The sequence below is a fragment of the Streptomyces sp. NBC_00335 genome (assembly GCF_036127095.1).
GTDB lineage: Bacteria > Actinomycetota > Actinomycetes > Streptomycetales > Streptomycetaceae > Streptomyces.
Genome location: NZ_CP108006.1, coordinates 7,133,658 through 7,159,197 on the forward strand (window position 1 = coordinate 7,133,658; position 25,540 = coordinate 7,159,197).

A 25,540-nucleotide genomic window follows, 5' to 3' on the forward strand; every position below is an offset into this window, starting at 1 on the left:
CCTTTCGGACCGTTCGTACGGGCTCCGCGCAACGAATCGCCGCCCACGCCCGCCAATGCGCAACGAATCGATGCGCGGCGCGCAACGGTCACGGCTTGTCCCGGTCGAACGCGCGAACGTACCGTCTAAGGACCCCCACCCCTCCTGCCACAGAGGTACGCCCATGCCCCCGCTGCGCACCGCCCTCCTCCAGAGTTCCGGACGGCTCGGCGACACCGCCGACAACCTGAAGGCGCTCGAAGAGGCCGCGGCACGCGCCGCACAGGCGGGGGCCGGGCTCCTCGTGACCTCGGAGATGTTCCTGACCGGCTACGCGCTGGAGATCGAGGACATCGCGCGGCTCGCCGAACCGGCCGACGGCATGTCCGCCCGCGCCATCGGCGAGATCGCCCGCCGCCACGGGCTGGCCGTGCTCTACGGCTACCCCGAGCGGGACGGCGACGCCGTCTACAACGCGGCGCAGCTCGTCGGCGCCGACGGGGAGCGGCTGGCGAACTACCGCAAGACCCACCTCTTCGGCTGCTTCGAGCAGGCGGCCTTCACCCCCGGCGACACCCCGGTGGTCCAGGCGGACCTCGGCGGCCTGCGCGTCGGCGTGATGATCTGCTACGACGTGGAGTTCCCCGAGAACGTCCGGGCGCACGCGCTGGCCGGCACCGACCTCCTCCTGGTGCCGACCGCGCAGATGCACCCGTTCCAGTTCGTCGCCGAACAGCTGGTCCCCGTACGGGCCTTCGAGAACCAGATGTACATCGCGTACGTCAACCGCACCGGCCCGGAAGGCGAGTTCGAGTTCGTCGGCCTCAGCTGCCTGGCCAGTCCCGACGGGGTCACCCGGACCCGGGCCGGCCGCGGCGAGGAGCTGGTGTTCGGCGAGGCCGACCCCGAGCTGCTGCGCGTCTCGCGCGAGACCAACCCGTACCTGCGCGACCGGCGGCCCGGTCTGTACGCCTCGCTCGTCTGACCGCGGCCCGCGAACCGCCGCCGCTCCCCCTGCTTGCCCTTCCCCCTGCCCCACCCCGCTAGGAGTCGTACCCCATGACGTCCACGGTGCCCACCACCGCCGTCCCGCACAGCGACGGATCGATGCCGATCACGATGTTCGGACCGGACTTCCCCTACGCGTACGACGACTTCCTCGCCCACCCGGCGGGCCTCGGGCAGATACCGGCGACCGAGCACGGCACCGAAGTCGCCGTCATCGGCGGCGGGCTGTCCGGCATCATCTCCGCGTACGAGCTGATGAAGATGGGCCTCAAGCCCGTCGTCTACGAAGCCGACCAGATCGGCGGCCGGCTGCGCACCGTGGGCTTCGAGGGCGCGGGCACCGAGGAGCTGACCGCGGAGATGGGCGCCATGCGCTTCCCGCCGTCCTCCACGGCCCTCCAGCACTACATCGACCTCGTCGGCCTGGTCACCGAGCCCTTCCCGAACCCCCTCGCCGAGTCCACCCCCTCGACGGTCGTCGACCTCAAGGGCGAGACCCACTACGCCGAGACCATCGCCGACCTCCCGCAGGTCTACCGCGACGTGTCCGCCGCGTGGAATGCCTGCCTGGACGAGGGCGCCGACTTCTCCGACATGAACACCGCCATGCGCGAGCGGGACGTCCCGCGCATCCGGGAGATCTGGGCGAAGCTCGTCGAGAAGCTCGACGACGAGACCTTCTACGGGTTCCTCTGCAAGTCCGAGGCCTTCAAGTCCTTCCGCAAGCGCGAGATCTTCGGCCAGGTCGGCTTCGGCACGGGCGGCTGGGACACCGACTTCCCGAACTCCATCCTGGAGATCCTGCGCGTCGTCTACACCGAGGCCGACGACCACCACCGCGGCATCGTGGGCGGCTCGCAGCAGCTCCCGCTGCGCATGTGGGACCGCGAGCCCGAGAAGATCGTGCACTGGGCCCAGGGCACCTCCCTCTCCTCCCTGCACGGCGGCGCCCCGCGCCCGGCGGTCACCCGCCTGCACCGCACGGCGGGCAACCGCATCACGGTCACGGACGCCACCGGTGACATCCGCACGTACCGCGCCGCGATCTTCACGGCCCAGTCCTGGATGCTGCTCTCGAAGATCGCGTGCGACGACACGCTCTTCCCGATCGACCACTGGACGGCGATCGAACGCACCCACTACATGGAGAGCTCCAAGCTCTTCATCCCGGTGGACCGTCCGTTCTGGCTGGACAAGGACGAGGAGACGGGCCGCGACGTCATGTCGATGACCCTGACCGACCGCATGACCCGCGGCACGTACCTCCTGGACAACGGTCCCGACAAGCCGGCCGTCATCTGCCTGTCCTACACCTGGTGCGACGACAGCCTGAAGTGGCTGCCGCTGTCCGCGAACGAGCGGATGGAGGTCATGCTCAAGTCCCTCGGCGAGATCTACCCGAAGGTCGACATCCGCCGCCACATCATCGGCAACCCGGTGACCGTGTCCTGGGAGAACGAGCCCTACTTCATGGGCGCGTTCAAGGCCAACCTGCCGGGCCACTACCGCTACCAGCGCCGCCTGTTCACCCACTTCATGCAGGACAGCCTCCCCGAGGACAAGCGCGGCATCTTCCTCGCGGGCGACGACATCTCCTGGACGGCGGGCTGGGCGGAGGGCGCGGTCCAGACGGCCCTCAACGCCGTCTGGGGCGTCATGCACCACCTCGGCGGCTCCACGGACTCCACGAACCCCGGCCCGGGCGACGTCTACGACGAGATCGCCCCGGTCGAACTCCCGGAGGACTGACCCCGGCGTGCGCCGCCGCTCCTGAAGCCGGAACCGCCTTCAGGAGCAGGGCGGGGGTGATCAGCATGAGGAGACCGGCCACGGCGATCGCGGTGCGGGGGCCGGCGAAACCCGCCAGCACGCCCCACAGCCCCGTCATGGCCGCGATCGTCGCCTTGCCGGTCACCGACCACGCCGTCAGGGTGCGGGCGATCCGGTCCGCGGGCGTCCGGTCGAGCCGGTAGGCGGCGAACACCGGATTGAACACGCCCATGCACGTGATCAGCCCGAACTCGACCACGATGACCAGTACGAGCCCGATCGCGCCCGGCCGGACGAAGGCCAGACCGGCCGACCAGCACGCCCGCAGCGTCCCGGCGGCGAGCAGGACCCTGCGCCGCCCGTACCGGGCGACGAGCCGCCGGGCCAGCCGGGCGCCGATGACGCCCCCGACACAGGGCAGGCCGAACGCGAGGCCGTACTGCCAGGGGGCGAACCCGAGCGGGCCGAGCATGAGCACGGCGAGCAGGGGCAGGGTCGCCATGATCAGGCCGCTGACCAGGACCGTGTTGAAGAACAGGGGACGCAGCGTCGGGTGGGCCAGGATGAACCGCCACCCGTCGAGCAGATCGCCGGGACGGAACCGGGCCCGCTCGGCTCCGGTGCGCACGGGGCGCTGCTCGCCGCCGCCGATCGCACGGATCCCCGCGGCCGAGAGCAGATAGCTGACCGCATCGGCCGTCACGGTCGTCACCGGTCCGAACAGCCCGATCGCGGCCGTGCCGACCGGCGGTCCGATCAGGGTGGCGGTCCAGTTCGTCGACTCGAACCGTCCGTTCGCGACGAGCAGGTCCTGCGCCGGCACCAGCGCCTTCAGGTACGCGCCACCGGCCGCGCCGAAGGCGATGTCGGCCGCGCCCACGACGACGGACACCACCAGCAGCTGGACGAAACCGAGCAGACCGAGTGCGTACGCGGCGGGGACGCTCATCAGCGCCACGAACCGGATCAGGTCCATCGCGACCATCACCGGCCTCTTGCGGCGAAACTCCACCCACGGCCCGAGCGGCACCGCCACCGCGGCCCCCACCGCGAGCCCCGTGGCGGCCAGCACCGACACCTGGACCGGCCCGGCGTGCAGCACCAGGATCGCGATCAGCGCGAACGCGTCGAACGCGAGCCGCGTACCGAACGTGCTGACCCCGTACGCCGCCCACAGCCACCCGAACCGTCGGCCAAGAGACCTCCTGCCCGCCATGGTCAGCGCCCCCTTGATATCCAGGTGAACAAACCCGCGTTGTCTCGAAAGAGCTAAGCGAGCAGGGCGGCGCCAGGTCAAACAACCAATGCGTCGACGGTCCACAACCATCAGTTGTGCACTAACGTGGTCGGCGTGGATCTCGAAGCCGTACGCACCTTCGTCGCCGTCGCCGACACGGGCCAGTTCCAGGAAGCCGCCGCCGACCTGGCGATCACCCAGCAGGCCGTCTCCAAGCGCATCGCCGTCCTGGAGAAGAGCCTCGGTGTACGGCTCTTCGTCCGCGCGGCGCGCGGCACCGAGCTCACCATCGACGGGCAGGCCTTCCTGCCCCACGCGCGCGAGCTGCTGCGTGTTGCCGAGCGCGCGGTCTCCTCCGTGCTCACCGGCCGCCGTCCGCTGCGCGTCGACGTGCTCAACTCGCGCGGCGCGGGGTCGGGCCTGATGCGGGGCTTCCACCGCGCACACCCCGAGATCGACCTCGACGTGCTGATGATGTTCGACATCGACACGGCCGTCGCCGCCATCCGGTCCGGGGCGATCGACGCGTCCTTCCGCGCCGTCGCCGCGCCCGGCCGGCCCCTACCCGAGGACATCGAGTCCGTCCGGGTGCTCGACGAGCCGCTCCAATTGCTCACGGGCCCCGCCCACGCCCTGGCGCGAGCCCGGTCGGTGACCCTCACGCAGCTCGCCGGGCACCGGATCTGGATGCCCGGCATCACGCCCGGCACCGAGTGGGCCGCCTACTACGACGACCTCGTCGCCGAGTTCGGCCTCACCATCGAGGCGACGGGCCCCAACTTCGGCTCCGACGCACTCCTGGACACCATCGCCGACACACCGGCCCTGGCCACCTTCATGGGAGCGCACACCCGGCTCGTCTGGCCCGCCGGCCACGGCCTGCGCCTCATCCCGGTGACCGGCCCGGCTCCCGTCTACCCGCACTCACTGATCTGGCGCCGCGACAACCCGCACCCGGCCCTCGCCACCCTGCGCGACCACCTCGAATCCACCCGGGCCGAGGGCCCCGAGGGCACCAACGGCCCCGACCGTCCCGGCAGCGAGACGTGGACACCCGCATGGACACCCGCGTGGCCACCCCGTCGCCGGGTCCGACCGCGTACGGAAGCCGAAGCGGACGCAGGGCCGCCCCGGTGATCGCGACGCCGGCCGGCGTTCACGTCCGGGGCGGTCGCTCCCACTCCGCGTCTCCGCGCCAGACGGCCCCCCAGCGCGAGGCGCACGCGATCCGGCGGTGAAGGTCGTCGACGGCCTCGACGGTCGACGCGCCCCGCTCCACCCCGCAGTGCGCGCACAGCGCGTACACGCGGTGGCCGTCGCTCCAGCGCAGGGTGGAGTGGTCGGCCTCGCACACCGCGCAGCCCTCGCCCGGGTACTCCCGCGCCCGCAGGATCCGCGGCATCACCTCGGCCAGCGGGCCCAGCGGATGGAACTCCAGGTTCGGGCACCACACCCACGACCGCGGTTCGGGCGGCTCCGCCGGACGCAGTCCGGCCCGCTTCTGGACCCGCCGGGCCTCCTGCCAGGCCAGGATGCCCGGTACCCACACCTCCCGGGCGGCCTGGAGCTCCTCCACCGCCCGCACCAGCGAGTCGGGGTCCCGGGCCGGGTCGCGGGGGATGCCCGCACTGCCCCGCAGATGGTGGAAGGTCGCGCGGAGCCCGTACGGGGCGAACTCGGTCAGGCAGGTGCGCAGGGCCGACATCCGCCGGTGGACCGGCAGCGTGGCGTCGTGCACGCGGAGCCGGTGCGTGGCGAAGCTGGTCATGGGCCGAGCCTAGGCCGGGCCGCTCACCGTACGCACCGGGGTTTCAGCCCGTCGGGGTCAGCAGGCAGCGGCCGACCAGGCCGACCCCCGCGTCGAGGGACTCGGTGAACTCCTCCGCCAGATCGGGGGAGCGGCGCAGCGACCAGAGCAGGCGGGCCGAGGCCCAGGCGCCCGCGCGGGCCCGCTCCAGGCTCCAGGCACCGAGGAGGTGCGTGAGCGGGTCCGCGATCTCCAGCAGGTCCGGGCCCGGCATCAGGTCCTCCCGGATGTGCTCCTCCAGGGAGATCAGGGTGTCACCGACCCGGTCGAAGTCCGCTTCGAGCGCGGCCGGTTCGCAGTCGAGCGAGCGGCAGGTGGCGACCACGGCCAGCGCCAGGTCGTGGCCGATGTGCGCGTTGATCCCGGCCAGTGCGTGCTGGAGCGGCCGGATCCCGGGATGGCGGCGGTACTGGAGCAGCGGCCGCCAGCACGCCGGGGCCCGGTCGGCCTCCACCGCCGTCAGGTAGCGCTCGGCGAAGCGGACGCTGAGTGCTTCGGCCCGGCGGGGCGAGGGGAACGCGCCGTGCGCGATCCCCTCGTGCAGGGTCTGCGTCACCGTGAGGTACACCCGGTTGAAGACGGCGACGCCGTCCCGCTCGGGGAGCCGCTCGTCCAGGGCGCGCATCCGCGCCAGCACCGCTTCCATGGGGACCATGGGAGGCAGCGTCGCAGCCGCGGGCCGGGATCAGGGGAACTTGGCCGTACGCTTCCCCGGTTCGGGCGAAACTCCGTCAACCCCGCTTGTCGCCGGGCTCCCCGGCAGGGCTCCCGTCCGCCTCGTCGTACGCGGACGTGCCCGAGTCCAGCAGCGGTTCCTGCTGCTTGAGGTGCGCCGGCGCGAAGTACCGCAGTGCGTGGTAGCCCGTGATCACGACGATCGTGCCGAGCGCGATCCCGCCCAGCTCGAAGCTGTCGCTGATGTTCAGCTTGACCCCGCCGACGCCGATGATGATGCCCGCCGCGGCCGGCACCAGGTTCAGCGGATTGCGCAGGTCCACCCGGCCGTTGATCCAGATCTGGGCGCCGAGCAGGCCGATCATCCCGTACAGGATCACGGTGATCCCGCCCAGCACCCCGCCGGGGATCGCGGCGACGACCGCGCCGAACTTCGGGCACAGGCCGAAGAGGAGGGCGAAGCCGGCCGCCGCCCAGTAGGCCGCCGTGGAGTAGACGCGGGTGGCGGCCATCACGCCGATGTTCTCGGAGTACGTGGTGTTCGGCGGGCCGCCCACCGCCGTCGACAGCATCGACGCGGCGCCGTCGGCGGCGATGGCCGTGCCGAGCTTGTCGTCGAGCGGGTCGCCCGTCATCTCGCCGACGGCCTTGATGTGTCCGGCGTTCTCCGCGATCAGCGCGATGACCACCGGCAGCGCGATCAGGATCGCCGACCACTCGAAGGCCGGCGCGTGGAAGGTCGGCAGCCCGACCCAGTCGGCCTTGGCGACCCCGGACAGGTCGAGCCGCCAGTGGTCGACGGCGTCCGGCCCGCCCATCGTCGAGTGGATCTTGCCGAAGACGAGGTCGAAGACCCAGGAGATGCCGTACCCGAAGATCAGGCCGAGGAAGATCGCGATCCGCGACCAGAAGCCCCGCAGGCAGACCACGGCCAGCCCGGTGAACAGCATCGTCAGCAGGGCCGTCCACTGGTCCTGCGGCCAGTACGTGGAGGCCGTGACGGGCGCCAGGTTGAAGCCGATCAGCATCACGACGGCGCCCGTCACCACCGGCGGCATCGCCGCGTGGATGATCCGCGCACCGAACCGCTGGACCGCGAGCCCCGCCAGGAACAGGGCCGCGCCGACCACGAAGACCGCGCCCGTGACGACCGCGCTGTCCCCGCCGCTCGCCCGGATCGCCGCCGCCACGCCCACGAAGGAGAGCGAGCAGCCCAGGTACGAGGGGACCCGGCCGCGGGTCGCCAGCAGGAAGATGACGGTGGCGACACCGGACATCATGATGGCGAGGTTCGGGTCCAGCCCCATCAGGACCGGCGCCACGAAGCTGGCTCCGAACATCGCCACGACGTGCTGGGCGCCGAGCCCGGCGGTCCGCGGCCACGACAGCCGCTCGTCCGGCCGCACCACCGCGCCGGGGGCGGGGGTCCGCCCGTCTCCGTGCAGGGTCCAGCGCACGCCGAGGCCCATGTTCCACCGCTTTTCGTTCGTTCTTCGTCGTGCATCAGGAGCGTGGCCACGCTACGAGGCCGTAGGTGACCAGGCGACATATTACGGCCGGATAGCTGCAGGTTCGTCCCGGTTGGCCGCCTCCGCCGCCCCGGCGGCCCCCGCTGCCACCGGCCGCTGCCGCAGTACGGTCGCCCCCACGATCAGCGCGAACGACAGCAGCGTGACCAGCCCGAACGACACCACCAGCGAGGTCGCGTCGGCCACCGCGCCGATCGCCGACGGGGCGATCAGACCCGAGGTGTATGTGATCGTCGCGACACCGGCGATGGCCTGCGCCGGCGCCGGACCGCTGCGCGCGGCCGCCGCGAAGGCCAGCGGGACCACCACCGCGATGCCGAGCCCGATCAGCCCGAACCCGGCCAGCGCCGCGGCCGGCTGGTGGACCGTGACCACGAGCAGCCCGCCCGCGGTGGCGAGCGCGCCGCCCGCACGGACCGTGCGCACGGCCCCGAACCGGTCCACGACCTTGTCCCCGACGAGCCGGGCGAGCGCCATCGTCAGCGCGAAGGCGGTGGTCGAGGCGGCCGCGAGACCGGCGTCCGTGTGCAGCACGTCCCGCAGGTACACCGCGGACCAGTCCAGGCTCGCGCCCTCCGCGAAGACCGCGCAGAAGCCGATCGCGCCGATGAACAGCGCCGACTTCGGGGGCAGCGCGAAGTGCGGCGGCGCCTCCTCCCCGGCGGTGTCGGTGCGCAGGTCCAGGACGCCCCGTACGGCGATCAGCCCGGCCAGCGTCAGGGCGAGCGCGGCGATCAGGTGGTGCAGACGGGCATCGGCGCCCGCGTGCGCGGCGACCGTGCCGGCGGCCGAGCCGATCAGGGCGCCCACGCTCCACATGCCGTGCAGCGAGGACATGATCGAGCGCTTCAGCCGGTTCTCGGTCTCCACGCCCAGCGCGTTCATCGCCACGTCCGACATGCCCGCGGTCGCCCCGTAGACGAAGAGCACGAAGCAGAGCGTCCACAGGTTCGGGGCGAGGCTCGGGAGGATGAGGGCGAGCGTCCACAGGCTCAGCAGCATCCGCAGGGCGGTGCGCGCGCCGAACCGGTGGTTGATGCGGCCGGCCAGCGGCATCGTGAGCGCCGCGCCGAGCGCGGGGAAGGCGAGGGCCAGGCCCAGGGTGCCCGCGCTGAGCTGCGCGTGCTCCTGGATCCAGGGGATGCGGGTCGCGAAGGAGCCGGTGACCGCGCCGTGTGCGCAGAAGACGCCGGCGATGGCGAAGCGGGCATGGCGCAGTCGCGCCGGGCTGAGGTCGGTTTCCCCGGTCATGACACGTAAACTATCAGGGACCCTGCCTGATAGTTAAGCCCCGGAACTCCTAGGATGGGCGCCGTGACTCCTGCCAAGGCGCTGACCGCCACCACCCGCGCCGCGTCCCCCGCTCCGTCCCCCGCCTCGCCGAGCACGGCCCGGGCCATCAACGACCGGCTCGCCCTCCAGCTCCTGCAGGAGGAGGGCCCGCTGACGGCCCCCCAGCTCAAGGAGCTGACCGGCCTGTCCCGTCCCTCCGTCGCCGACCTGGTGGAACGCCTCACCGGAGCCGGACTGATCGAGGTCGTCGGGGAATCCGGCGAACAGCGGCGCGGACCCAACGCCAAGCTCTACGGGATCGTGGCGCGGCGGGCCTACCTCGCGGCGCTCGACGTACGGACGGACAGCGCCACGGCGGTCGTCGCCGACCTCCTCGGCCGGCCGCTGGCGCAGGCGGCCCTGCCCGTGGACGCCGTGGAGGAAGCGGTGGACCGGCTGGAGGAACTCGCCCGGCAGGCGGGCGCCGACCGGCTCCACACGGTGGTGATCGGAGCGCCCGGGCTGGTGGCCCCCGGCACCGGAGAGCTCCGCGACAGCGCCGGACTGCCCGCCTGGCACCGGGACCTGGTGGCGGCGCTGCAGCGGCGGCTGCCCGCGGTGGTCGTCGTGGAGAACGAGACCAACCTGGCGGCCCTGGCCGAACAGCGCGTCGGGGCGGCCCGGGACCTGGAGTCCTTCGTGCTGCTCTGGCTCGGCGAAGGGGCCGGTGCCGCCGTGGTCCTGGACGGGCGGCTGCGCCGGGGCGCCTCCGGCGGGGCGGGGGAGATCGGCTTCCTGCCGGTGCCCGGGACGGGCGGCCTCCCCTCCGCCACGAATTGCGAGGGCGGCTTCCACGAGCTGGCGGGGCGGGCCGGGGTGGCCGCGCTCGCAGCGGCCCACGGCTTCGACGGGCCGGTCGAGGAGGCCGTCGCGGGCGCCGCCGGACCGGCCTTCCTCGACGCCCTGGCCGACCGGCTGGCCCTCGGGGCGGCGGCCGTCGCCGCGATCCTGGACCCCGGCTGCGTCGTGCTCGGCGGGGCGCTCGGCCGCGCGGGCGGACCCGCCCTGGCGGCCAGGGTCGCCCGCCGCCTCACCGCCCTGAGCCCGGTCCCGACCGAGGTCCGCGCCAGCACCCTCGGCGACCCGGCGGTGCTCACGGGGGCGCGGCTGGCGGCCCGGGAGTCGGCGCAGTCCGTCCTGTTCGCGGCCTGAGGGCCGCGGCCCGGTGTCGGCCGGCCCCGCGAGCGGCCGGGAACCGCGCGCCGGGGAACGCGAGGACCCGGTGGCCGCCGGGCCACCGGGTCCTCACGTCACTTCACGTCACGTCACTTCACCTACGCGGTCACCCCGAGGGGTGTCAGCAGGCGCCCTGGTCCTTCCAGACGCCCCACTCACCGGTGGTGCCGGGCTCCTCGTTCTGCGTCCACCACTGGGCCTTCCAGTTGCGGCCCTTGTGGGAGACGAGGTTGCCGCTGTTGTAGACCGTGCCCGCCACGTACGCGGGGTTGGTGCACGTACCGCCCGGAGGGGTGGTGGGCGGCGTGGTCGGGGGAGTGGTCGGCGGGGTGGTGGGCGGCGTGGTCGGGGGAGTCGTCGGCGGGGTCGTGGGCGGCGTGGTGCTGCCCGGCTGGACCACGGTGGTGCCGCGGGCCAGGTCACCGGCGAGCGCGTACGTCGTGCCGGAGATGTTCACCGTCCAGTTGGAAGGCGTCGAGACCGGCAGGTAGTAGTTGAAGGCCAGGTCGACCGAGGCGCCCGGAGCGAGCGTCTGCCAGGCCGGGAGCTTCAGCGAGACCCGGTGGAAGTCGCCCTTCAGACCGCCGACGTTGCTGCCGGTGTGGTCGCTCTTGATCACCTTGGTGCCGAAGCCCGACTGGTCGGAGGCGTTGGCCGGAGACGCGGTCGAGTAGTCGAACTGGAACTCCGTGCCGCCCGGCAGGGTGGCCGTGGTGTTGTTGGTGATCTTGAGCTTCGGGGTGATCGGGTAGTTCGAGTCGCCGAGCTTGAACTCGGTGAACTCCGTCTTGATGTCCACGGCCTGCGTCGGCAGCGCGGTGTTGGACTTCTTGGCGCCGTACGGGGAGGCGGCCTTGAACTTGTCGTACATCAGGGAGGTCAGCGTGTCGCCGATCTCGTACTGGCCCTTGGTGGCGTTCCAGGCGTAGTCGCCCGCCATCTCCCAGACCATCGTGCCGCCGATGCCGCGGTCGATCACGTAGTCGGCCTTGGCCGCCACCGACTGCTCGTCCTCCGTGGAGAGGAAGACCTTCTTCTGCGCGTTCCACAGCCACGGCGCGACCAGGGTCGAGTCGTACTTGCGGGCGTAGGTGCCGGTCAGCGTGGTGTTCGCGGGGAAGCCGTACTTGGTGACGTAGTCGCCGACGATCCCCTTCTCCAGGTTCTTGGCGTGCCACATCGGGTTGGAACCGGCCGGCGACTCGACGCCGTTGGTGTCCTTGTCGTGCCACAGGTTGTCGATGCCGACCGCGCCGTCACCGCACTTGGTCAGGCCCGCGCCGGCCGGGCAGGTGGTCGCGGAGGCCTTGCCCCACAGACCGTCGGTGCCGCCCTGGACGTTCTTGTGGCCGCGGGTGTAGTACGGCAGGCCGATGTTGATGCGGCCGGCCGGCATGGAGCCGCGGAAGTAGTGGTAGGCCCAGTCGGTGTTGAGGTAGCCGATGTTCCCGTACTGGGAGCTGCCGTAGACGTTCGCGGCGGCGAGCTCGGCGTCCTTGCCGTCGTCGAAGAGCGAGGCGTTGGGGCCCACGTACTCGTTCCACGCACCGTGCAGGTCGTAGGACATGATGTTGACGTAGTCCAGGTACTTCTGCATCTGGAACGTCTCCATGCCGCGCAGCAGGTAGCCGGAGGAGGGGGCGGCGACGGTCACCAGGTAGTGCTTGCCGTCGGCGGCGCCGGCCCGGTCCAGCTTCTCGCGCAGGGTCTTCATCAGGGCGTCGTAGCCCTTGACCAGACCGGCGCGGCGGGCGTTGGCCAGCTGCCAGTCCAGCGGGTTGCCCGCGTCCTTCATGGTGGTCGGGTACTCGTAGTCGATGTCGACGCCGTTGAACCCGTACTTGCGGATGAACTCGACCGAGGAGTCCGCGAAGGTGTTGATGCCGGCCTGGTTGACCGAGCCGTCGGCGTTGGTGGCCATCGAGTAGAAGCCGCCCGACGCGACGCGGTTGCCGTCGTCGCCGAAGTAGCCGCCGGTCTCCGCCCAGCCGCCGACCGAGATCAGCGTCTTGACGTTCGGGTACTGCTTCTTGAATTTGTTCAGCAGGTTGAAATTGCCCTTGTAAGGGAGGGCGGGGTCCATCTCGGCGCCCGCGACTCCCGGCCAGGTCATCCCGGTGGCGGAGTTGTTCGCGTTGTCGGCACCGACGGAGATCTTGTTGTCGCTGCCCACGTGGGCGAAGGCGTAGTTGAGGTGCGTGACCTTGGACCACGGGATGTTGTGGGGCAGGTAGGCGGGCGTGCCGTCCTTGCCCGTGCGCCAGCCCGTGAAGTAGCCGATGACGCGGCGCTGGTGGTCGGCGCCCATCTTCTCGCGGCCCTCGGTGTCGTACACCGAGCAGTACGGGACGTCCACGCCCGCGGTCTTGTACAGACCGTCGGGGCGACAGGACTCGTTGTCGGCGGCGTGCGAGACGCCCGCCGAGAGCCCGGCCACCAGCAGACCGGCGATTGCGGCGCCGGACGTCAGGAGCATGGCTCTCGTCTTGGTGGGGGACAGCATTGTGCCTCCTGGGGAGGGGAGGATGGCAGGACACAACAGGCTGGAACGTGGTGCGTGTTGGCCCGTGACGTGCGCACATCTGACGGGCTGTCTCCCGGGGAAGATGAAGGGAACGTTAAGAGGACTAGACCAACCCGTCAATAGGTCTGGACCAAAGTGCGCGATCCGGCAAGTCCTGGCGCGGGTGTGCGCGTCGGTGCGAACTGGGGTGTGTGCGTCGATATGGGCGGGGTGTGCGCGTCGCCATGGGTGTGGGTGCGCGCGTCACCGCGGGTGGGGGTGTGCGCGTCACCACGGGTGGAGGTGCGTGCGTCGCTGCGGATGGGGAGCGAATCGGCCGAACGGCGCAATCGACGCGCTCAAGAACGACCGAACGTGTGACCCAGGCCACATTGACTCACCCGCATGGCCGCCGATCACCCGTGGCACACTGGCTTCAGTACCAGTAGCAGCGCACTCCGGGGTCGGTGTAATTCCGAACCGGCGGTTATAGTCCGCGACCCGTCCGCAGCCAGCGGCCGGTTGACCAGGTGAAATTCCTGGACCGACGGTTAAAGTCCGGATGGGAGGCAGTGCGCGGCGGGCCAGTCACCGGTACGCCGCCGTCGGCGGTCCACCGGCACATCCCTCGGGACGTGTCGTCGAACGGACCGTGTTTTCCGGCCTCGGCGTCCCCGCGTGTGCTACCCGCTTCATCTGTCGTATCCCGACAGGCCCCGGAGTCCGTGCCCGATGAGGCAGGAGGACCCGGTGGCGACACACGCCGCGCACGCAGCACCCGACGCGGGCACCCGCGCCATGCGCCGAGCCATCGAGCTCGCCGCCCGCGGACTCGGCTCCACCAGCCCCAACCCGGTCGTCGGCTGCGTCATCACCGACGCCTCGGGCGCCGTCGTGGGCGAAGGCTGGCACGAGCGGGCCGGCGGCCCGCACGCCGAGATCCACGCCCTGAACGCGGCGGGCCCGGCGGCCAGGGGCGGCACCGCCTACGTCACCCTCGAACCCTGTAACCACACCGGCCGTACGGGACCCTGCGCGCAAGCCCTCATCGCCGCCGGGATCGCCCGCGTGGTCTACGCCGTCTCCGACCCGAACCCGCAGGCCAGCGGTGGCGGAGCCACCCTGCGCGCCGCCGGGATCGACACCGCGGCCGGGCTGCTCGCCGAGGAGGCCGAGGCGGGCAACGCCGCCTGGCTGACCTCCGTACGCCTGGGGCGCCCGTACATCCTGTGGAAGTACGCCGCGACCCTCGACGGCCGCATCGCGGCCGCCGACGGCACCAGCCGCTGGATCAGCTCCCCCGAGTCCCGCGCCGACGTCCACCGGCTGCGCGCCGAGTCCGACGCCGTGGTCGTGGGATCCGGCACCCTGCGCGCCGACGACCCGCACCTCGCGGTCCGGGGGATCGACGGTTTCACCGCCGCCCACCAGCCCCTGCGCGTGGTCCTGGACACCCACGCCACCATCCGGCCCACCGCCCGTGTCCTGGACGAAGCCGCGCCCACCCTGATCGCCGTCGCCGAGGATGCGGACACCCGCCACCTCGCCGGAGTGGAGCTGGCCCGGCTCCCGTACGACAAGTACGGGATCTCCGTGGACGCCCTGCTGCGCGAGCTGTACGGGCGCGGCATCCGCTCCGTCCTCCTCGAAGGCGGCCCCACCCTGGCCGGCGCCTTCGTCGCCGCCGGGGCCGTCGACAAGGTCATCGGCTACCTGGCCCCCGTCCTCCTCGGCGCGGGCCCCCTCGCCCTCGCCGACGCCGGCATCGGCACCCTCGCCGACGCGCTCCGGCTCCGGATCACCGAAACCGTCCGCATCGGCACGGACATCCGCGTCACCGCCGTCCCCGCGTCGGCCCCCTCCGCCCCCACAGCCCTCAAGGAGCACTGAGTGTTCACCGGAATCGTCGAAGAACTGGGCGAGGTCGTCGCCGTCGAGGAGCTCGCGGAAGCCTCCCGCTTCCGCCTGCGCGGCCCGGTCGTCACCGTGGACGCCAAGCACGGGGACTCCATCGCCGTGAACGGCGTCTGCCTGACGGTCGTGGAGACCGGCGACGGCGAGTTCACCGCCGACGTCATGCAGGAGACCCTGAACCGCTCCAGCCTCGGAGCCCTCACCCAGGGCTCCCGGGTCAACCTGGAGCGCCCGATGGAGCTCGGCGGACGGCTCGGCGGCCACCTGGTCCAGGGGCACGTGGACGGAACCGGCGAGATTGTCTCGCGGACCCCCTCCGAGCACTGGGAGATCGTCAAGGTCGCCCTCCCGGAGAACCTCTCGCGCTACGTCGTCGAGAAGGGCTCCATCACGGTCGACGGCGTCAGCCTCACCGTGGTCGAGGCCGCCGCCGACTGGTTCACCATCAGCCTGATCCCCACCACCCTCGCGCTGACCACCCTGGGCATCAAGAAGCCCGGCGACCCGGTCAACCTGGAGGTCGACGTCCTGGCGAAGTACGTCGAGCGCCTGCTGGCCGCCGGGGTCACGCCCCTGGCCTCGAACGTGCTCCACACCACGGGGGAGTCGAAGTGAGCGCCCTGACCTGGCTCAACACCGAGGCCTTCGAGGTCTTCGACCAGAAGGTCATCTGGTCCGACATGATCGGCAACCTGATCGGCCTGGGCGCCCTCGCGCTCGGCTGGCGGCGCTCCATATGGACCTGGCCTGCCCAGCTCCTCTCCGGCCTGATCCTCGTCGGCGCCTACGCCTCCGCGCACCTCTCCGGCGGGGTCGGCAAGCAGCTCCTCGTCATCGGCGTGGCCGCGTGGGGCTGGCGCGCCTGGCAGCGCGGCAAGCAGGACGCTCAGGACGGCTCCATCGCCGTCCGCACCGCATCCTGGAAGGAGCGCGGCCTCCTGCTGGGCGGCGCGGTGGCCGGCACCCTGGCCGTCGGCGGCCTGTTCAGCCTCTACCCGAGCCTGTCGTGGAGCCCGTGGGCCGACGCCTACATCTTCGTCGGCACCATCGTCGCGATGGTCGCCCAGGCCCGCGGCCTGGTCGAGTTCTGGTTCGCCTGGCTCCTCGTCGACCTGGTCGGCGTACCCCTCGCCTTCAACAGCGGACTGGCCTTCTCCGGCCTCGTCTACGTCGTGTACTTCGCCCTCGTCGTCTGGGGCGCCTACGACTGGTACCAGCGCTCGCGCACCACCACCGCCCCGGCTCTGGAAGGAGCAACGGCATGACCTCCCCGAACCCCGTCCTGAAGCCCGTGCCCGGCGTCGAGCAGGAGACGTTCCGGCTCGACCCCGTCGAGCAGGCCATCCGCGACATCGCGGCCGGCCGCCCGGTGGTCGTCGTCGACGACGAGGACCGCGAGAACGAGGGCGACCTCGTCATCGCGGCCGAGAAGGCCACCCCCGAGATCATCGCCTTCATGATGAGCGAGTGCCGCGGCCTGATCTGCGCGCCCCTGGAGGGCGACGAGCTGGAGCGGCTCGAACTCCCGCAGATGGTCCAGCACAACACCGAATCGATGCAGACCGCCTTCACCGTCTCCGTCGACGCGAGCGGCGCCCACGGAGTCACCACCGGCATCTCGGCCGCCGACCGCGCCACCACCCTGCGGCTGCTGGCCGACGGGGTCTCGGGCCCGGGCGACTTCGTCCGCCCCGGGCACGTCTTCCCGCTGCGCGCCAAGCCCGGCGGCGTCCTGGCCCGCAACGGCCACACCGAGGCCGCCGTCGACCTCGCCCGCCTCGCGGGCCTGCGCCCGGCCGGCGCCATCGTGGAGATCGCCGGCGAGGACGGGGTGATGCTGCGGCTGCCCGAGCTGATCCCCTTCGCCCGCAAGCACGGCCTGACGATCATCTCCATCGAGGACCTGATCGCCTACCGCCGCTCCGCCGAGCCGACCGTGCGCCGTGAGGCCCAGGTCAGCCTGCCGACCTCCTTCGGCCAGTTCACCGCGTACGGGTTCCGCTCCACCGTCGACGGGGTCGAGCACGTCGCCCTCGTCCACGGCGAGATCGGCGACGGCGAGGACGTCCTGGTCCGGATGCACTCCGAGTGCCTGACCGGGGACATCTTCCAGTCGCAGCGCTGCGACTGCGGCCCCCAGCTGCACACCGCCATGCAGCGGGTCCAGGCGGCCGGCCGCGGTGTGATCGTCTACCTGCGCGGCCACGAGGGCCGCGGCATCGGCCTGCTGTCGAAGCTGCGCGCGTACGAGCTCCAGGAGCGCGGCCGCGACACCCTCGACGCCAACCTGGAGCTGGGCCTGCCCGCCGACGCCCGCGACTACGGGGCCGGCGCGCAGATGCTCGCCGACCTCGGCGTCCACAGCGTCCGGCTGCTGACCAACAACCCCGAGAAGTCGGCGGCCCTCATCAGCCACGGCATCAAGGTTTCCGACCGGGAGCCGATGCCCATGGAGGCGGGCGAGCACAACCTGCGCTACCTGCGCACCAAGCGGGACCGGATGGGCCACGACCTGCCCTGGCTGGACGGGGCAGTGACCACGTCCGCCTGCGGCAACCAGTAACCGGCAACACCATCCCCGAGCACCACCCCACACCACACCACCCCACACCACACGAATCGCAACGAGGAGCAGAGCTGTGAGCGGCAAGGGCGCACCCGAACTGAGCGTGAAGAACTGCGGAGACCTGCGCGTCGCCGTGATCGCGGCCCAGTGGCACGAGAAGGTCATGGACGGCCTGGTGGACGGCGCCCTGCGGGCCCTGCACGAGCTGGGGATCGACGAGCCCACCCTGCTGCGGGTCCCGGGCAGCTTCGAGCTCCCGGTCGTGGCCAAGGTACTGGCCGGTCGCGGTTACGATGCCATCGTCGCCCTCGGCGTGGTCATCCGCGGCGGCACCCCGCACTTCGACTACGTCTGCCAGGGCGTCACCCAGGGCCTGGTACAGGTGTCGATCGACACCGGAGTCCCCGTCGGCTTCGGCGTACTGACCTGCGACAACGACGAGCAGGCGCTGGACCGCGCCGGGCTCGAGGGGTCGAACGAGGACAAGGGGCACGAAGCGGTCACCGCCGCCGTCTCCACCGCCATGATCCTGCGGGCCGTCACGAACCCTGGCGCCAGCAGGTAGTCGCCGACCCCGTATTCTGAGGACCATCATGGCGAACAAAACCCCCAAGAGCTTCGAAGAGCTCTTCACCGAGCTCCAGCTCAAGGCCAACGGTGACCCCGGCACCTCCCGCACCGCCGAGCTGGTCGGCAAGGGCGTCCATGCCATCGGCAAGAAGGTCGTCGAGGAGGCCGCCGAGGTCTGGATGGCCGCCGAGTACGAGGGCAAGGAAGCCGCCGCCGAGGAGATCTCCCAGCTGCTCTACCACGTCCAGGTGATGATGGTGGCGCGCGGGATCACCCTCGAAGACGTCTACGCGCACCTCTAGGCCGCAGCGGTTCACAGGCCGCGGCAAGTCCGCGCGGCCCCGGCACAGGCTGCCGGGGCGTCCGCGCGCCCCGCACACGTACCAGCACACCCTTTCGCACCTACGCACCAAAGGAAGCCCCATGCTGCGCATCGCCGTCCCCAACAAGGGTTCACTCTCCGGACCGGCGTCGGCGATGCTCCATGAGGCCGGCTACCGGATGCGCAAGGAGTCCAAGGAGCTCGTGGTCGTCGACCCCGACAACGAGGTGGAGTTCTTCTACCTCCGCCCCAAGGACATCGCGATCTACGTGTCCTCCGGGAAGCTCGACATCGGCATCACCGGCCGCGACCTGCTGCTCGACTCCGGCGCCAGCGCCGAGGAGATCCTGCCGCTGAACTTCGGCCGCTCCACCTTCCGCTACGCCACCATCCCCGGCACCGCGAAGGGCCCCGAGGACTTCCACGGGATGACCATCGCGACCTCGTACGAGGGAATCGTCGCGAAGCACCTCGCCGACCAGGGCATCGAGGCCTCCGTCGTCCACCTCGACGGCGCGGTCGAGACCGCCATCCAGCTCGGCGTCGCCCAGATCATCGCCGACGTCGTCGAGACCGGCACCAGCCTGCGCAACGCCGGACTGGAGGTCATCGGCGAGCCGATCATGACCTCCGAGGCCGTCGTCATCCGCGGCAACGGCACCGACCCCGAGGACCCGCGCGCGCAGCAGTTCCTGCGCCGCCTCCAGGGCGTCCTGGTCGCCCGCAGCTACGTGATGATGGACTACGACTGCCGCGCCGAGCACCTGGAGCGCGCGGTCGCCCTCACCCCGGGCCTGGAGTCGCCGACCGTCTCCCCGCTGCACAACGAGGGCTGGGTCGCCGTCCGCGCCATGGTCCCCGCCAAGGAGGCCCAGCGGATCATGGACGACCTGTACGAGCTCGGCGCGCGGGCGATCCTCACCACCTCGATCCACGCCTGCCGCCTCTGACGGGTCCGCCTCGCGCACCTTTCTTCATCCGGCACCACCCGAAGGCATCTGACGAACATGGCCGACGCCACCGCCCAGCCCGCACCGCCCGCCCTGCCGGTCACCTTCCGGCCGACCCGCACCCGGGCCGTCCTGCTGGGCGTGGGCGCCGCCATGTTCGTCACGATCACGGCGATCGCCCTGGTCCTCGAAACCCTGCACCCCGGTGAGCGGATCGCCTTCGTCTTCACCGCGGCCCTGCTCTCCTCCGTCCTCGTCCTGCTCAGCCGCCCCAAGGTGGTCGCCGACGAGACCGGAGTCACGGTCGTCAACCTCACCACCACCCGCCGCCTGGAGTGGGCGCAGATCCTGCGCGTCAACCTCCGCCCCGGCGACGCCTGGGTGTTCCTCGACCTGAGCGACGGCACCAGCCTGCCCGCCCTCGGCATCCAGCCCGGGGTCGCCAAGGCCCAGGCGATCGGCGACGCCCGCGCCCTGCGCGCCCTGGCCGAAGCCCACGGAACCGGCTCAAAGAACGACTGAGCCCGTCCGGCCTCGTCGCTGCGTCCCATTGCGGCTGCGATCTCAATGACTAACCTGGTGTGGGGGCGCGACCGTGCGCCCTCCCACCGGCCCCGGGACCCCGAGGCCCGTGGGCACCTGCGACTCGAGGAGTGACTCCCTCCAGCAATGGACGGATCGTCCGGTAGTACACGCGCCGCCCTCCCCACGGAGGCGGCGGCATGACCATCCCGCTACTCCTGCTCGTGGCGGCATTCGCCCTGATCCTCGCCAACGGTTTCTTCGTGGCAGCCGAATTCGGCCTCGTCACCGTCGAGAGACCCGAGGCCGAACGCGCCGCGGCCGAGGGCGACCGCCGTGCACGCACGGTCGTCGCAGCCCTGCGGGAGCTGTCCTTCCAGCTCTCCGGCACCCAGCTCGGCATCACCATCACCTCCCTCGTGGTCGGCATGCTCGCCGAGCCCGCCCTCGCCGCCCTGCTGGCCGGGCCGCTCGAAGCGACCGGCCTCCCCAAGGGCGCCGTACCCGGCGCGGCCGTCGTCATCGGCATGCTGCTCGCCTCCGCCGTCCAGATGGTCGTCGGCGAGCTCGTCCCGAAGAACTGGGCCGTCTCCCGGCCGCTGCAGGTCGCCCGTTTCGTGGCCGGCCCGCAGCACGTCTTCTCCCGGGTCTTCCGGCCGGTCATCGCCGGCCTCAACGCCGTCGCCAACCGGCTCGTCCGGGCGCTCGGCGTGGAGCCCACCGAAGAGATGGCCTCCGCCCGCACCCCCGGCGAACTGGTCTCCCTGGTCCGCCACTCGGCCCAGGCCGGCGCCCTGGAACAGGACACCGCCGACCTCTTCGTACGGACCATCTCGCTGGGCGAGCTCACGGCGCAGCTGGTCATGACCCCCCGGGTCAAGGTCAGCGCCCTCCAGCACACGGCCACCGCGGCCGACGTGCTCAACCTGACCCGCGCCACGGGCCTGTCCCGCTTCCCCGTCTACCGCGAGCGCATCGACGAGATCACCGGGGTCGTCCACCTCAAGGACGCCCTCGCCGTGCCCGAGTCCGAGCGCGCCCGCACCAGCGTCAGCGGGATCTGCGTGGCCCCGCTGCTGGTGCCCGGCTCCCTGCCGGTGCAGCCGCTGCTGGAACGGCTGCGCAGCGAACAGCCCATGGCCGTGGTCGTCGACGAGTACGGCGGCACCGCCGGCGTCGTCACCCTGGAGGACATCGTGGAGGAGCTCGTCGGCGAAGTCCGCGACGAGCACGACTTCGCGGAGGACGGCAGCCCCGAACTGGCCGCCGTACCCGCCGAGGACGGCCGCCCCTCCTGGGAGGCCGACGGGAGCTGCCGCGTGCAGACCCTGCGCCGGATAGGCCTGGAGGTCCCCGAAGGCCCCTACGAGACCGTCGCCGGGCTCGTCGCCGACCTGCTCGGCCGCATCCCCGCCCCCGGGGACCGCGCCGAACTGCCCGGCTGGAAGCTCTCCGTGCGCCAGGTCCGCCGCTACCGCGCCGAGCGGGTCCGCCTCGTGCGCACCGCCCCCGCGGGCCCCGGCGCACCGGGCTCCGACGGGCAGGGCTTCTACGGATTCGGCCCCGACGCCGCCGCCCCCGCCGAGCTGGCACAGGTGGGTGGCCGGTGAACGCGCTCCAACTGCTGTTCGCCCTGCTCCTCGTCCTGGCCAACGGCTTCTTCGTCGGCGCCGAGTTCGCCCTCGTGTCCGTCCGCCGCAGCCAGATCGAACCCCTGGCCGTCGACTCCAAGCGGGCCCGCCAGGTGCTCCACGGCCTGGAGAACCTGCCGCGCATGATGGCCGCCGCACAGTTCGGCATCACCATGTGCTCGCTCACCCTCGGAGCCGTCGCCGAGCCCACCGTGGCCCGGCTCCTGGAGCCCGTCTTCCACGCCGCCCACGTGCCCGAAGGGCTGATCCACCCGCTGGGCTACGCGGTGGCCCTCACCGCGGTGATCTTCCTGCACCTGGTCATCGGCGAGATGGTCCCCAAGAACCTCGCCATGGCCGCCCCCGAGAAGACGGCCCTGTGGTTCAGCCCCGGACTGGTCGCCTTCGCGCGGGTCTGCGGACCGGTGACCACGGCGCTGGGCGCCTGCGCCACGCTGATCCTGAGGCTCTTCAAGGTGGAGCCCAAGGACGAGGTCGAGGCCGTCTACACCTCCGCCCAGCTCGGCCGCCTGCTCAAGGACTCGCGGCAGGCCGGTCTCCTGGAGCCGGTGGAACAGGAGCGCCTGGAGGACGCGCTGGAACTGGGCAGCCGCCCGGTCACCGACGTCCTCCTCGCCCCGGACCGGCTGGTCACGGTCGGCCCGGCCGTCACCCCGCGCCAGATCGAGCAGCTCACGGTCCGCACCGGGTACTCCCGCTTCCCCGTCCGCGCGGACAGCGGTGCCTTCATGGGCTACCTGCACGTGAAGGACGTCCTGGACCTGGAAGACCGGGAACGGGCCGTGCCCCAGCGGGTCTGGCGCCGCATGACCACGGTCTGCTCCACGCTCCCGCTGGACGACGCCCTGACGGTGATGCGCCGCGACGCCACCCATCTGGCGCAGGTCGCGGATCCCTCGGGCCGGGTCCTCGGCCTGGTCGCCATGGAGGACGTCCTGGAAACGCTGGTCGGCGAGGTGCGCGACCCCGCGCACCGCACGGCACCGCACGCCCGCAGGACCGAACCCCGCTCGGAGGGGGCGCTCACCGGCTGACGCCGTCGCCGCACCGGCGCCGGACCCGTCGCAAGACGGGTCCGGCGGCCGCGCCGGGCCGCCATACTCGCGGTGCGGTGCGGTGCGGTGCGGCGTGGGAGGGGGCGGGGTCATGCGGTCCGACGAACGGGACGAACGCGGCGAGCGCGACGAGCACGGCGGGTCTACTGGGTCTACTGGGTCTACTGGGTCTACGGGGGCCGGTGGGTCCGGCGGGCGTGACGAGTCCGGCGGGCACCGGGACCCGGAGCTCCGGGACACGGCCCGCGCGGTGCTGGACCTGCTGAGGGAGGACCTCGACGCACCCTCCCCGGTGGCGCGCCGACTGCGCGAGGTGATCCTCGACGGGCTGCCGGCCGAACGGGTGGCCGTCGTCGCCGCCTTCGAACGCGAACCCTTCGCACCGGCCGCGGCCCTGGCCTTCGAATCGGTCCTGTGGGAACGCGCGGCGGCGGACCCGGAGTTCGCGGACCGCGTCCGGGCCCTGCTGCAAGGCAGGCTCGGCGACGTCGAGGCGGACGAGCGGTGGGCCGAGCAGTACGGCGGACGGCCCCTGTGGGCGGGCTGGATCTTCATCGCGGCGGGTTTCGCCTTCCTGGTCCTCTCCGCCTTCGCGGCCTGCGCCGGCCCGCCGCCGGACATTCCGTAGCGCGCACGGCGTTGCGGGATGCCGGCGCGGTACGGGCGCGCCGGAGGCGCTCACAGGGGCGGCGGCTCCGGCCGTTCCTGGGGGCCGCGGCCCGACAGGACCTCCCCGTACGCCTGCATCAGGTCCGCCAGCCGCAGGGTGGAGAGGTCCTCCCGGGAGGGATCACCGGTGAAGCCGGACAGCCGCAGGTCCCGGTACGCGCAGCTCTTCTCGTACAGCGTGCGCAGGAACCGCCCGTTGCCCAGCTCGTCGATCCACCCCTGCTCCACCACGTGCCCGCTGATGCTCCGCAGCTCCTCCAGCGCCTCCTCGTCCCACCGGTCGCCGTTGGCGTCCGCCAGGACCCCGCCGATCGAGGTGAGTTCCAGCGGCCGGTAGCTGGGGAAGTCGACCCGGGTGGTGAACCGCGAGGACAGCCCCGGATTCGTGGCGAGCAGCCGGTCCATCCCCGCCGGATAGCCCGCGAGGATCACCACCAAGTGGTCGCGGTTGTCCTCCGCCCGCTTCAGCAGCACCTGCAGGGCCTCGTCGCCGTACGCGTCGCCCTTGCTGTAACCGGAGTTGGAGAGGCTGTACGCCTCGTCCACGAACAGCACCCCGCCGATCGCCGAGTCGATCAGCTCGTTCGCCTTCACGGCGGTCTGCCCGAGGAACTCGCCGACCAGGTCCGCGCGCCCGGCCTCCACGAGGTGGTCGCCGCCGAGCAGGCCCAGCGCGTAGAAGACCCGGCCCAGGATCCGCGCCACCGTGGTCTTGCCCGTGCCCGAGGGCCCGGAGAAGACGAAGTGCCGTTTCGGCGGCTGCACCGGCAGCCCCTGACCCGTCCGCAGCCTGGCCATGTGCAGCTGCGCGGAGAGTGCCTTCACCTGCCGCTTGACCGGTTCCAGGCCCACCATCCGCTCCAGCTCCGCGAGCGCCTCGGCCAGCGCCGCCGGATCCGCCGGCCCGGCCGGCAGACCCACCGGTCCCGGCTGCGAAGGCAGCGAGGCCTTGCGCCGTACGCCGGCCGGCAGCCCCGCGCCGGGCCCCGGCGCCCCCGGGCCGTGCCGCGGCTCCGGCGGGTCGGCCGCCGTCAGCGGGTCAGCGTCCGGCTGCCCGTCCGCGGCGATGCCCTGGACCGGCCCGCCCCCGCCCAGCGCCACCGCCGCGAAGTCCCCGCCCGACGGGGCCGCTCCGTGCCCGCCGAAGGCCTCGTAACCGCCACCGCTCGCGTACCCGGCCAGGCCGTCGGCGTCCTCGCTGTCCTCGATGGCCGTCAGCCGGGCCGCCGTGTCCATGAACGCCGGGTCCACCCGGTGCACCGCCCGGTACAGCGGCAACGCCGCCGCGCTGCGCCCGGTCCCCTCGTGCGCCCGCGCCAGCCAGTACCGCAGCTCCTTGCGCTGGGGCTGCTCGCTGCGGCAGCGCATCAGGGAGGCCGCCAGCAGCGGCTCGGCCTGCCCGTACATCTCCAGCCGGACCCGGGCCATCCCGCCGAAGAGGCCCGCCTCGATGCCCAGGAGCGGATCGTCGACCAGCGATTCGGTGGAGCGGACCAACTGCTCCCAGTCCTTGACCAGGTACGCCCGGCAGGCGTGCAGGAAGCGGACGTGCGGATCGGTGTCCACGGGCGGCAGGGCCGCGAGCGCCTGGTCCAGCTCGGGGACGTGGCGCCCGTCCAGCCAGTGCGAGGCGTGCGCCAGCAGCAGGTCCCGCCTGGTCTCCAGTACCGGCTGCACCCACCAGCCCAGCCAGTACCAGGAGTTCAGCGTCCGCCGGTGGCGGGCCCGCTGTTCCCCGAAGCGGTCCCGGTGGGCGTACATGCGCAGTAACGCGTTCGTGGTGTCGACGCGGAGCGCGTGCAGGCCCAGCCAGGCATCCGCCATCGCGGGATCGAGTCGTACGGCCGCCCGGAACTCCTCCTCGGCCTGCGGGTAGGCGCCCATCGTGCAGGCGTCCACTCCTCGCAGCCAGGCGAGTTCGGCCGGGGCGTGCGCGCTGCTGCCGTGCGCGGCGAAGTCCATCACGTCCCCCACAAGCCTGCCCCCGTGGTGCCCAGCAACCCCCGCGATGCGTACGCGAGTTGTCGCTGCGCCGATGAAATCAGGGGTGCATCGTACCTGCGGTTACGCACCTTACGTAGGGTGCCGCGAAGACGGGCCGGGCGCGTATCAGGGCGGTCCGTGGTGACGCAGGGTGACGAATCGGCCGGGATGTGCCCCCTGCGACACCGCGACGGAGGAGTGCAGGGCGGGACTCGGCGGGGTGTCGGGGGCGACACGAAGCCCCCGATCACGGGGGAACAATCGGGGGCTCCATGTTCGCGGCGGCCGGTGAGGGCCGCTTCTTCAGAACGTAAGGCCGTC

22 protein-coding genes and 1 riboswitch are annotated in these 25,540 nt (G+C 72.0%); of the genes, 15 read left to right on the top strand and 7 right to left on the bottom strand.

Annotated elements, in window-relative coordinates:
• Nucleotides 1–163 precede the first annotated feature (163 nt).
• Together OHA37_RS32445 and OHA37_RS32450 are read left to right on the top strand one after the other, a co-directional pair.
• The gene (locus OHA37_RS32445) at nt 164–964 is read left to right on the top strand and encodes a carbon-nitrogen hydrolase family protein (RefSeq protein ID WP_266910545.1); all 801 of its coding nucleotides are present in this window, start codon (nt 164–166) and stop codon (nt 962–964) included.
• Nucleotides 965–1,038: 74 nt separating this feature from the next.
• Nucleotides 1,039–2,736, top strand: a complete 1,698-nt coding sequence (locus OHA37_RS32450) for a flavin monoamine oxidase family protein (RefSeq protein ID WP_266910547.1) — start codon at nt 1,039–1,041, stop codon at nt 2,734–2,736.
• On the opposite strand, the gene OHA37_RS32455 is transcribed toward OHA37_RS32450, so the two are convergent.
• Nucleotides 2,642–3,973, bottom strand: a complete 1,332-nt coding sequence (locus OHA37_RS32455; RefSeq protein WP_266910549.1) for an MFS transporter — start codon at nt 3,971–3,973, stop codon at nt 2,642–2,644. The genes OHA37_RS32450 and OHA37_RS32455 overlap by 95 nt on opposite strands.
• A gap of 135 nt (nt 3,974–4,108) precedes the next feature.
• Here OHA37_RS32455 and OHA37_RS32460 point away from each other — a divergent pair, with 135 nt between their 5' ends.
• A complete protein-coding gene (locus OHA37_RS32460) occupies nt 4,109–5,131 on the top strand; it encodes a LysR family transcriptional regulator (RefSeq protein ID WP_266910551.1) in 1,023 nt (340 codons plus the stop codon).
• Between the two features lie 19 nt (nt 5,132–5,150).
• On the opposite strand, the gene OHA37_RS32465 is transcribed toward OHA37_RS32460, so the two are convergent.
• The 4 genes from OHA37_RS32465 to OHA37_RS32480 all read right to left on the bottom strand — a co-directional run bounded on the left by OHA37_RS32465 (nt 5,151) and on the right by OHA37_RS32480 (nt 9,256).
• Complete coding sequence (locus OHA37_RS32465; protein ID WP_266910553.1) at nt 5,151–5,762, bottom strand: hypothetical protein; 612 nt, start codon at nt 5,760–5,762, stop codon at nt 5,151–5,153.
• Between the two features lie 43 nt (nt 5,763–5,805).
• The gene (locus OHA37_RS32470; protein ID WP_250741452.1) at nt 5,806–6,456 is read right to left on the bottom strand and encodes a DUF5995 family protein; all 651 of its coding nucleotides are present in this window, start codon (nt 6,454–6,456) and stop codon (nt 5,806–5,808) included.
• 76 nt (nt 6,457–6,532) lie between these two features.
• Nucleotides 6,533–7,945 carry a uracil-xanthine permease family protein gene (locus tag OHA37_RS32475; protein ID WP_266910556.1) on the bottom strand — a complete coding sequence of 471 codons (1,413 nt, stop codon included), beginning with the start codon at nt 7,943–7,945 and terminating at the stop codon, nt 6,533–6,535.
• A gap of 81 nt (nt 7,946–8,026) precedes the next feature.
• Entirely contained in the window at nt 8,027–9,256 is a 1,230-nt protein-coding gene (locus OHA37_RS32480; RefSeq protein ID WP_266910558.1) for an MFS transporter, read from the bottom strand.
• Between the two features lie 54 nt (nt 9,257–9,310).
• Between OHA37_RS32480 and OHA37_RS32485 the strand changes: the two genes are divergently transcribed.
• Entirely contained in the window at nt 9,311–10,489 is a 1,179-nt protein-coding gene (locus OHA37_RS32485) for an ROK family transcriptional regulator (RefSeq protein WP_266910560.1), read from the top strand.
• 145 nt (nt 10,490–10,634) lie between these two features.
• On the opposite strand, the gene OHA37_RS32490 is transcribed toward OHA37_RS32485, so the two are convergent.
• Nucleotides 10,635–13,016 (bottom strand): chitinase C-terminal domain-containing protein, encoded by a 2,382-nt coding sequence (locus OHA37_RS32490; protein ID WP_266910562.1) that lies wholly within the window; start codon nt 13,014–13,016, stop codon nt 10,635–10,637.
• Nucleotides 13,017–13,465: 449 nt separating this feature from the next.
• A riboswitch (FMN riboswitch) is annotated at nt 13,466–13,596 on the top strand.
• Between the two features lie 152 nt (nt 13,597–13,748).
• Between OHA37_RS32490 and ribD the strand changes: the two genes are divergently transcribed.
• The 11 genes from ribD to OHA37_RS32545 all read left to right on the top strand — a co-directional run bounded on the left by ribD (nt 13,749) and on the right by OHA37_RS32545 (nt 23,195).
• Nucleotides 13,749–14,906, top strand: a complete 1,158-nt coding sequence (ribD, locus tag OHA37_RS32495; protein ID WP_443046244.1) for a bifunctional diaminohydroxyphosphoribosylaminopyrimidine deaminase/5-amino-6-(5-phosphoribosylamino)uracil reductase RibD — start codon at nt 13,749–13,751, stop codon at nt 14,904–14,906.
• Nucleotides 14,907–15,545 (top strand): riboflavin synthase, encoded by a 639-nt coding sequence (locus OHA37_RS32500; RefSeq protein ID WP_266910564.1) that lies wholly within the window; start codon nt 14,907–14,909, stop codon nt 15,543–15,545.
• Nucleotides 15,542–16,195, top strand: coding sequence for a nicotinamide mononucleotide transporter family protein (locus tag OHA37_RS32505; protein WP_266910566.1), 654 nt, complete (start codon nt 15,542–15,544; stop codon nt 16,193–16,195). Before OHA37_RS32500 ends, OHA37_RS32505 begins: the two co-directional genes overlap by 4 nt.
• Complete coding sequence (locus tag OHA37_RS32510; protein WP_266910568.1) at nt 16,192–17,493, top strand: bifunctional 3,4-dihydroxy-2-butanone-4-phosphate synthase/GTP cyclohydrolase II; 1,302 nt, start codon at nt 16,192–16,194, stop codon at nt 17,491–17,493. The genes OHA37_RS32505 and OHA37_RS32510 overlap by 4 nt, the downstream gene beginning before the upstream one ends.
• 76 nt (nt 17,494–17,569) lie before the next feature.
• Nucleotides 17,570–18,061 (top strand): 6,7-dimethyl-8-ribityllumazine synthase, encoded by a 492-nt coding sequence (gene ribH, locus OHA37_RS32515; RefSeq protein WP_266910570.1) that lies wholly within the window; start codon nt 17,570–17,572, stop codon nt 18,059–18,061.
• A 28-nt stretch (nt 18,062–18,089) separates the two neighbouring features.
• Nucleotides 18,090–18,368, top strand: a complete 279-nt coding sequence (locus tag OHA37_RS32520; protein WP_266910572.1) for a phosphoribosyl-ATP diphosphatase — start codon at nt 18,090–18,092, stop codon at nt 18,366–18,368.
• Between the two features lie 121 nt (nt 18,369–18,489).
• Complete coding sequence (gene hisG, locus OHA37_RS32525) at nt 18,490–19,338, top strand: ATP phosphoribosyltransferase (protein ID WP_266910574.1); 849 nt, start codon at nt 18,490–18,492, stop codon at nt 19,336–19,338.
• 57 nt (nt 19,339–19,395) lie between these two features.
• Complete coding sequence (locus tag OHA37_RS32530) at nt 19,396–19,860, top strand: PH domain-containing protein (RefSeq protein WP_266910576.1); 465 nt, start codon at nt 19,396–19,398, stop codon at nt 19,858–19,860.
• 200 nt (nt 19,861–20,060) lie between these two features.
• Nucleotides 20,061–21,470, top strand: coding sequence for a hemolysin family protein (locus OHA37_RS32535; RefSeq protein ID WP_266910578.1), 1,410 nt, complete (start codon nt 20,061–20,063; stop codon nt 21,468–21,470).
• Nucleotides 21,467–22,546, top strand: coding sequence for a hemolysin family protein (locus OHA37_RS32540; protein WP_266910580.1), 1,080 nt, complete (start codon nt 21,467–21,469; stop codon nt 22,544–22,546). Before OHA37_RS32535 ends, OHA37_RS32540 begins: the two co-directional genes overlap by 4 nt.
• 112 nt (nt 22,547–22,658) lie before the next feature.
• Complete coding sequence (locus OHA37_RS32545) at nt 22,659–23,195, top strand: hypothetical protein (protein WP_266910582.1); 537 nt, start codon at nt 22,659–22,661, stop codon at nt 23,193–23,195.
• A 50-nt stretch (nt 23,196–23,245) separates the two neighbouring features.
• Here OHA37_RS32545 and OHA37_RS32550 read toward each other — a convergent pair whose 3' ends face one another.
• Nucleotides 23,246–25,198 carry an AAA family ATPase gene (locus OHA37_RS32550; RefSeq protein WP_266910584.1) on the bottom strand — a complete coding sequence of 651 codons (1,953 nt, stop codon included), beginning with the start codon at nt 25,196–25,198 and terminating at the stop codon, nt 23,246–23,248.
• Nucleotides 25,199–25,540: the final 342 nt, after the last annotated feature.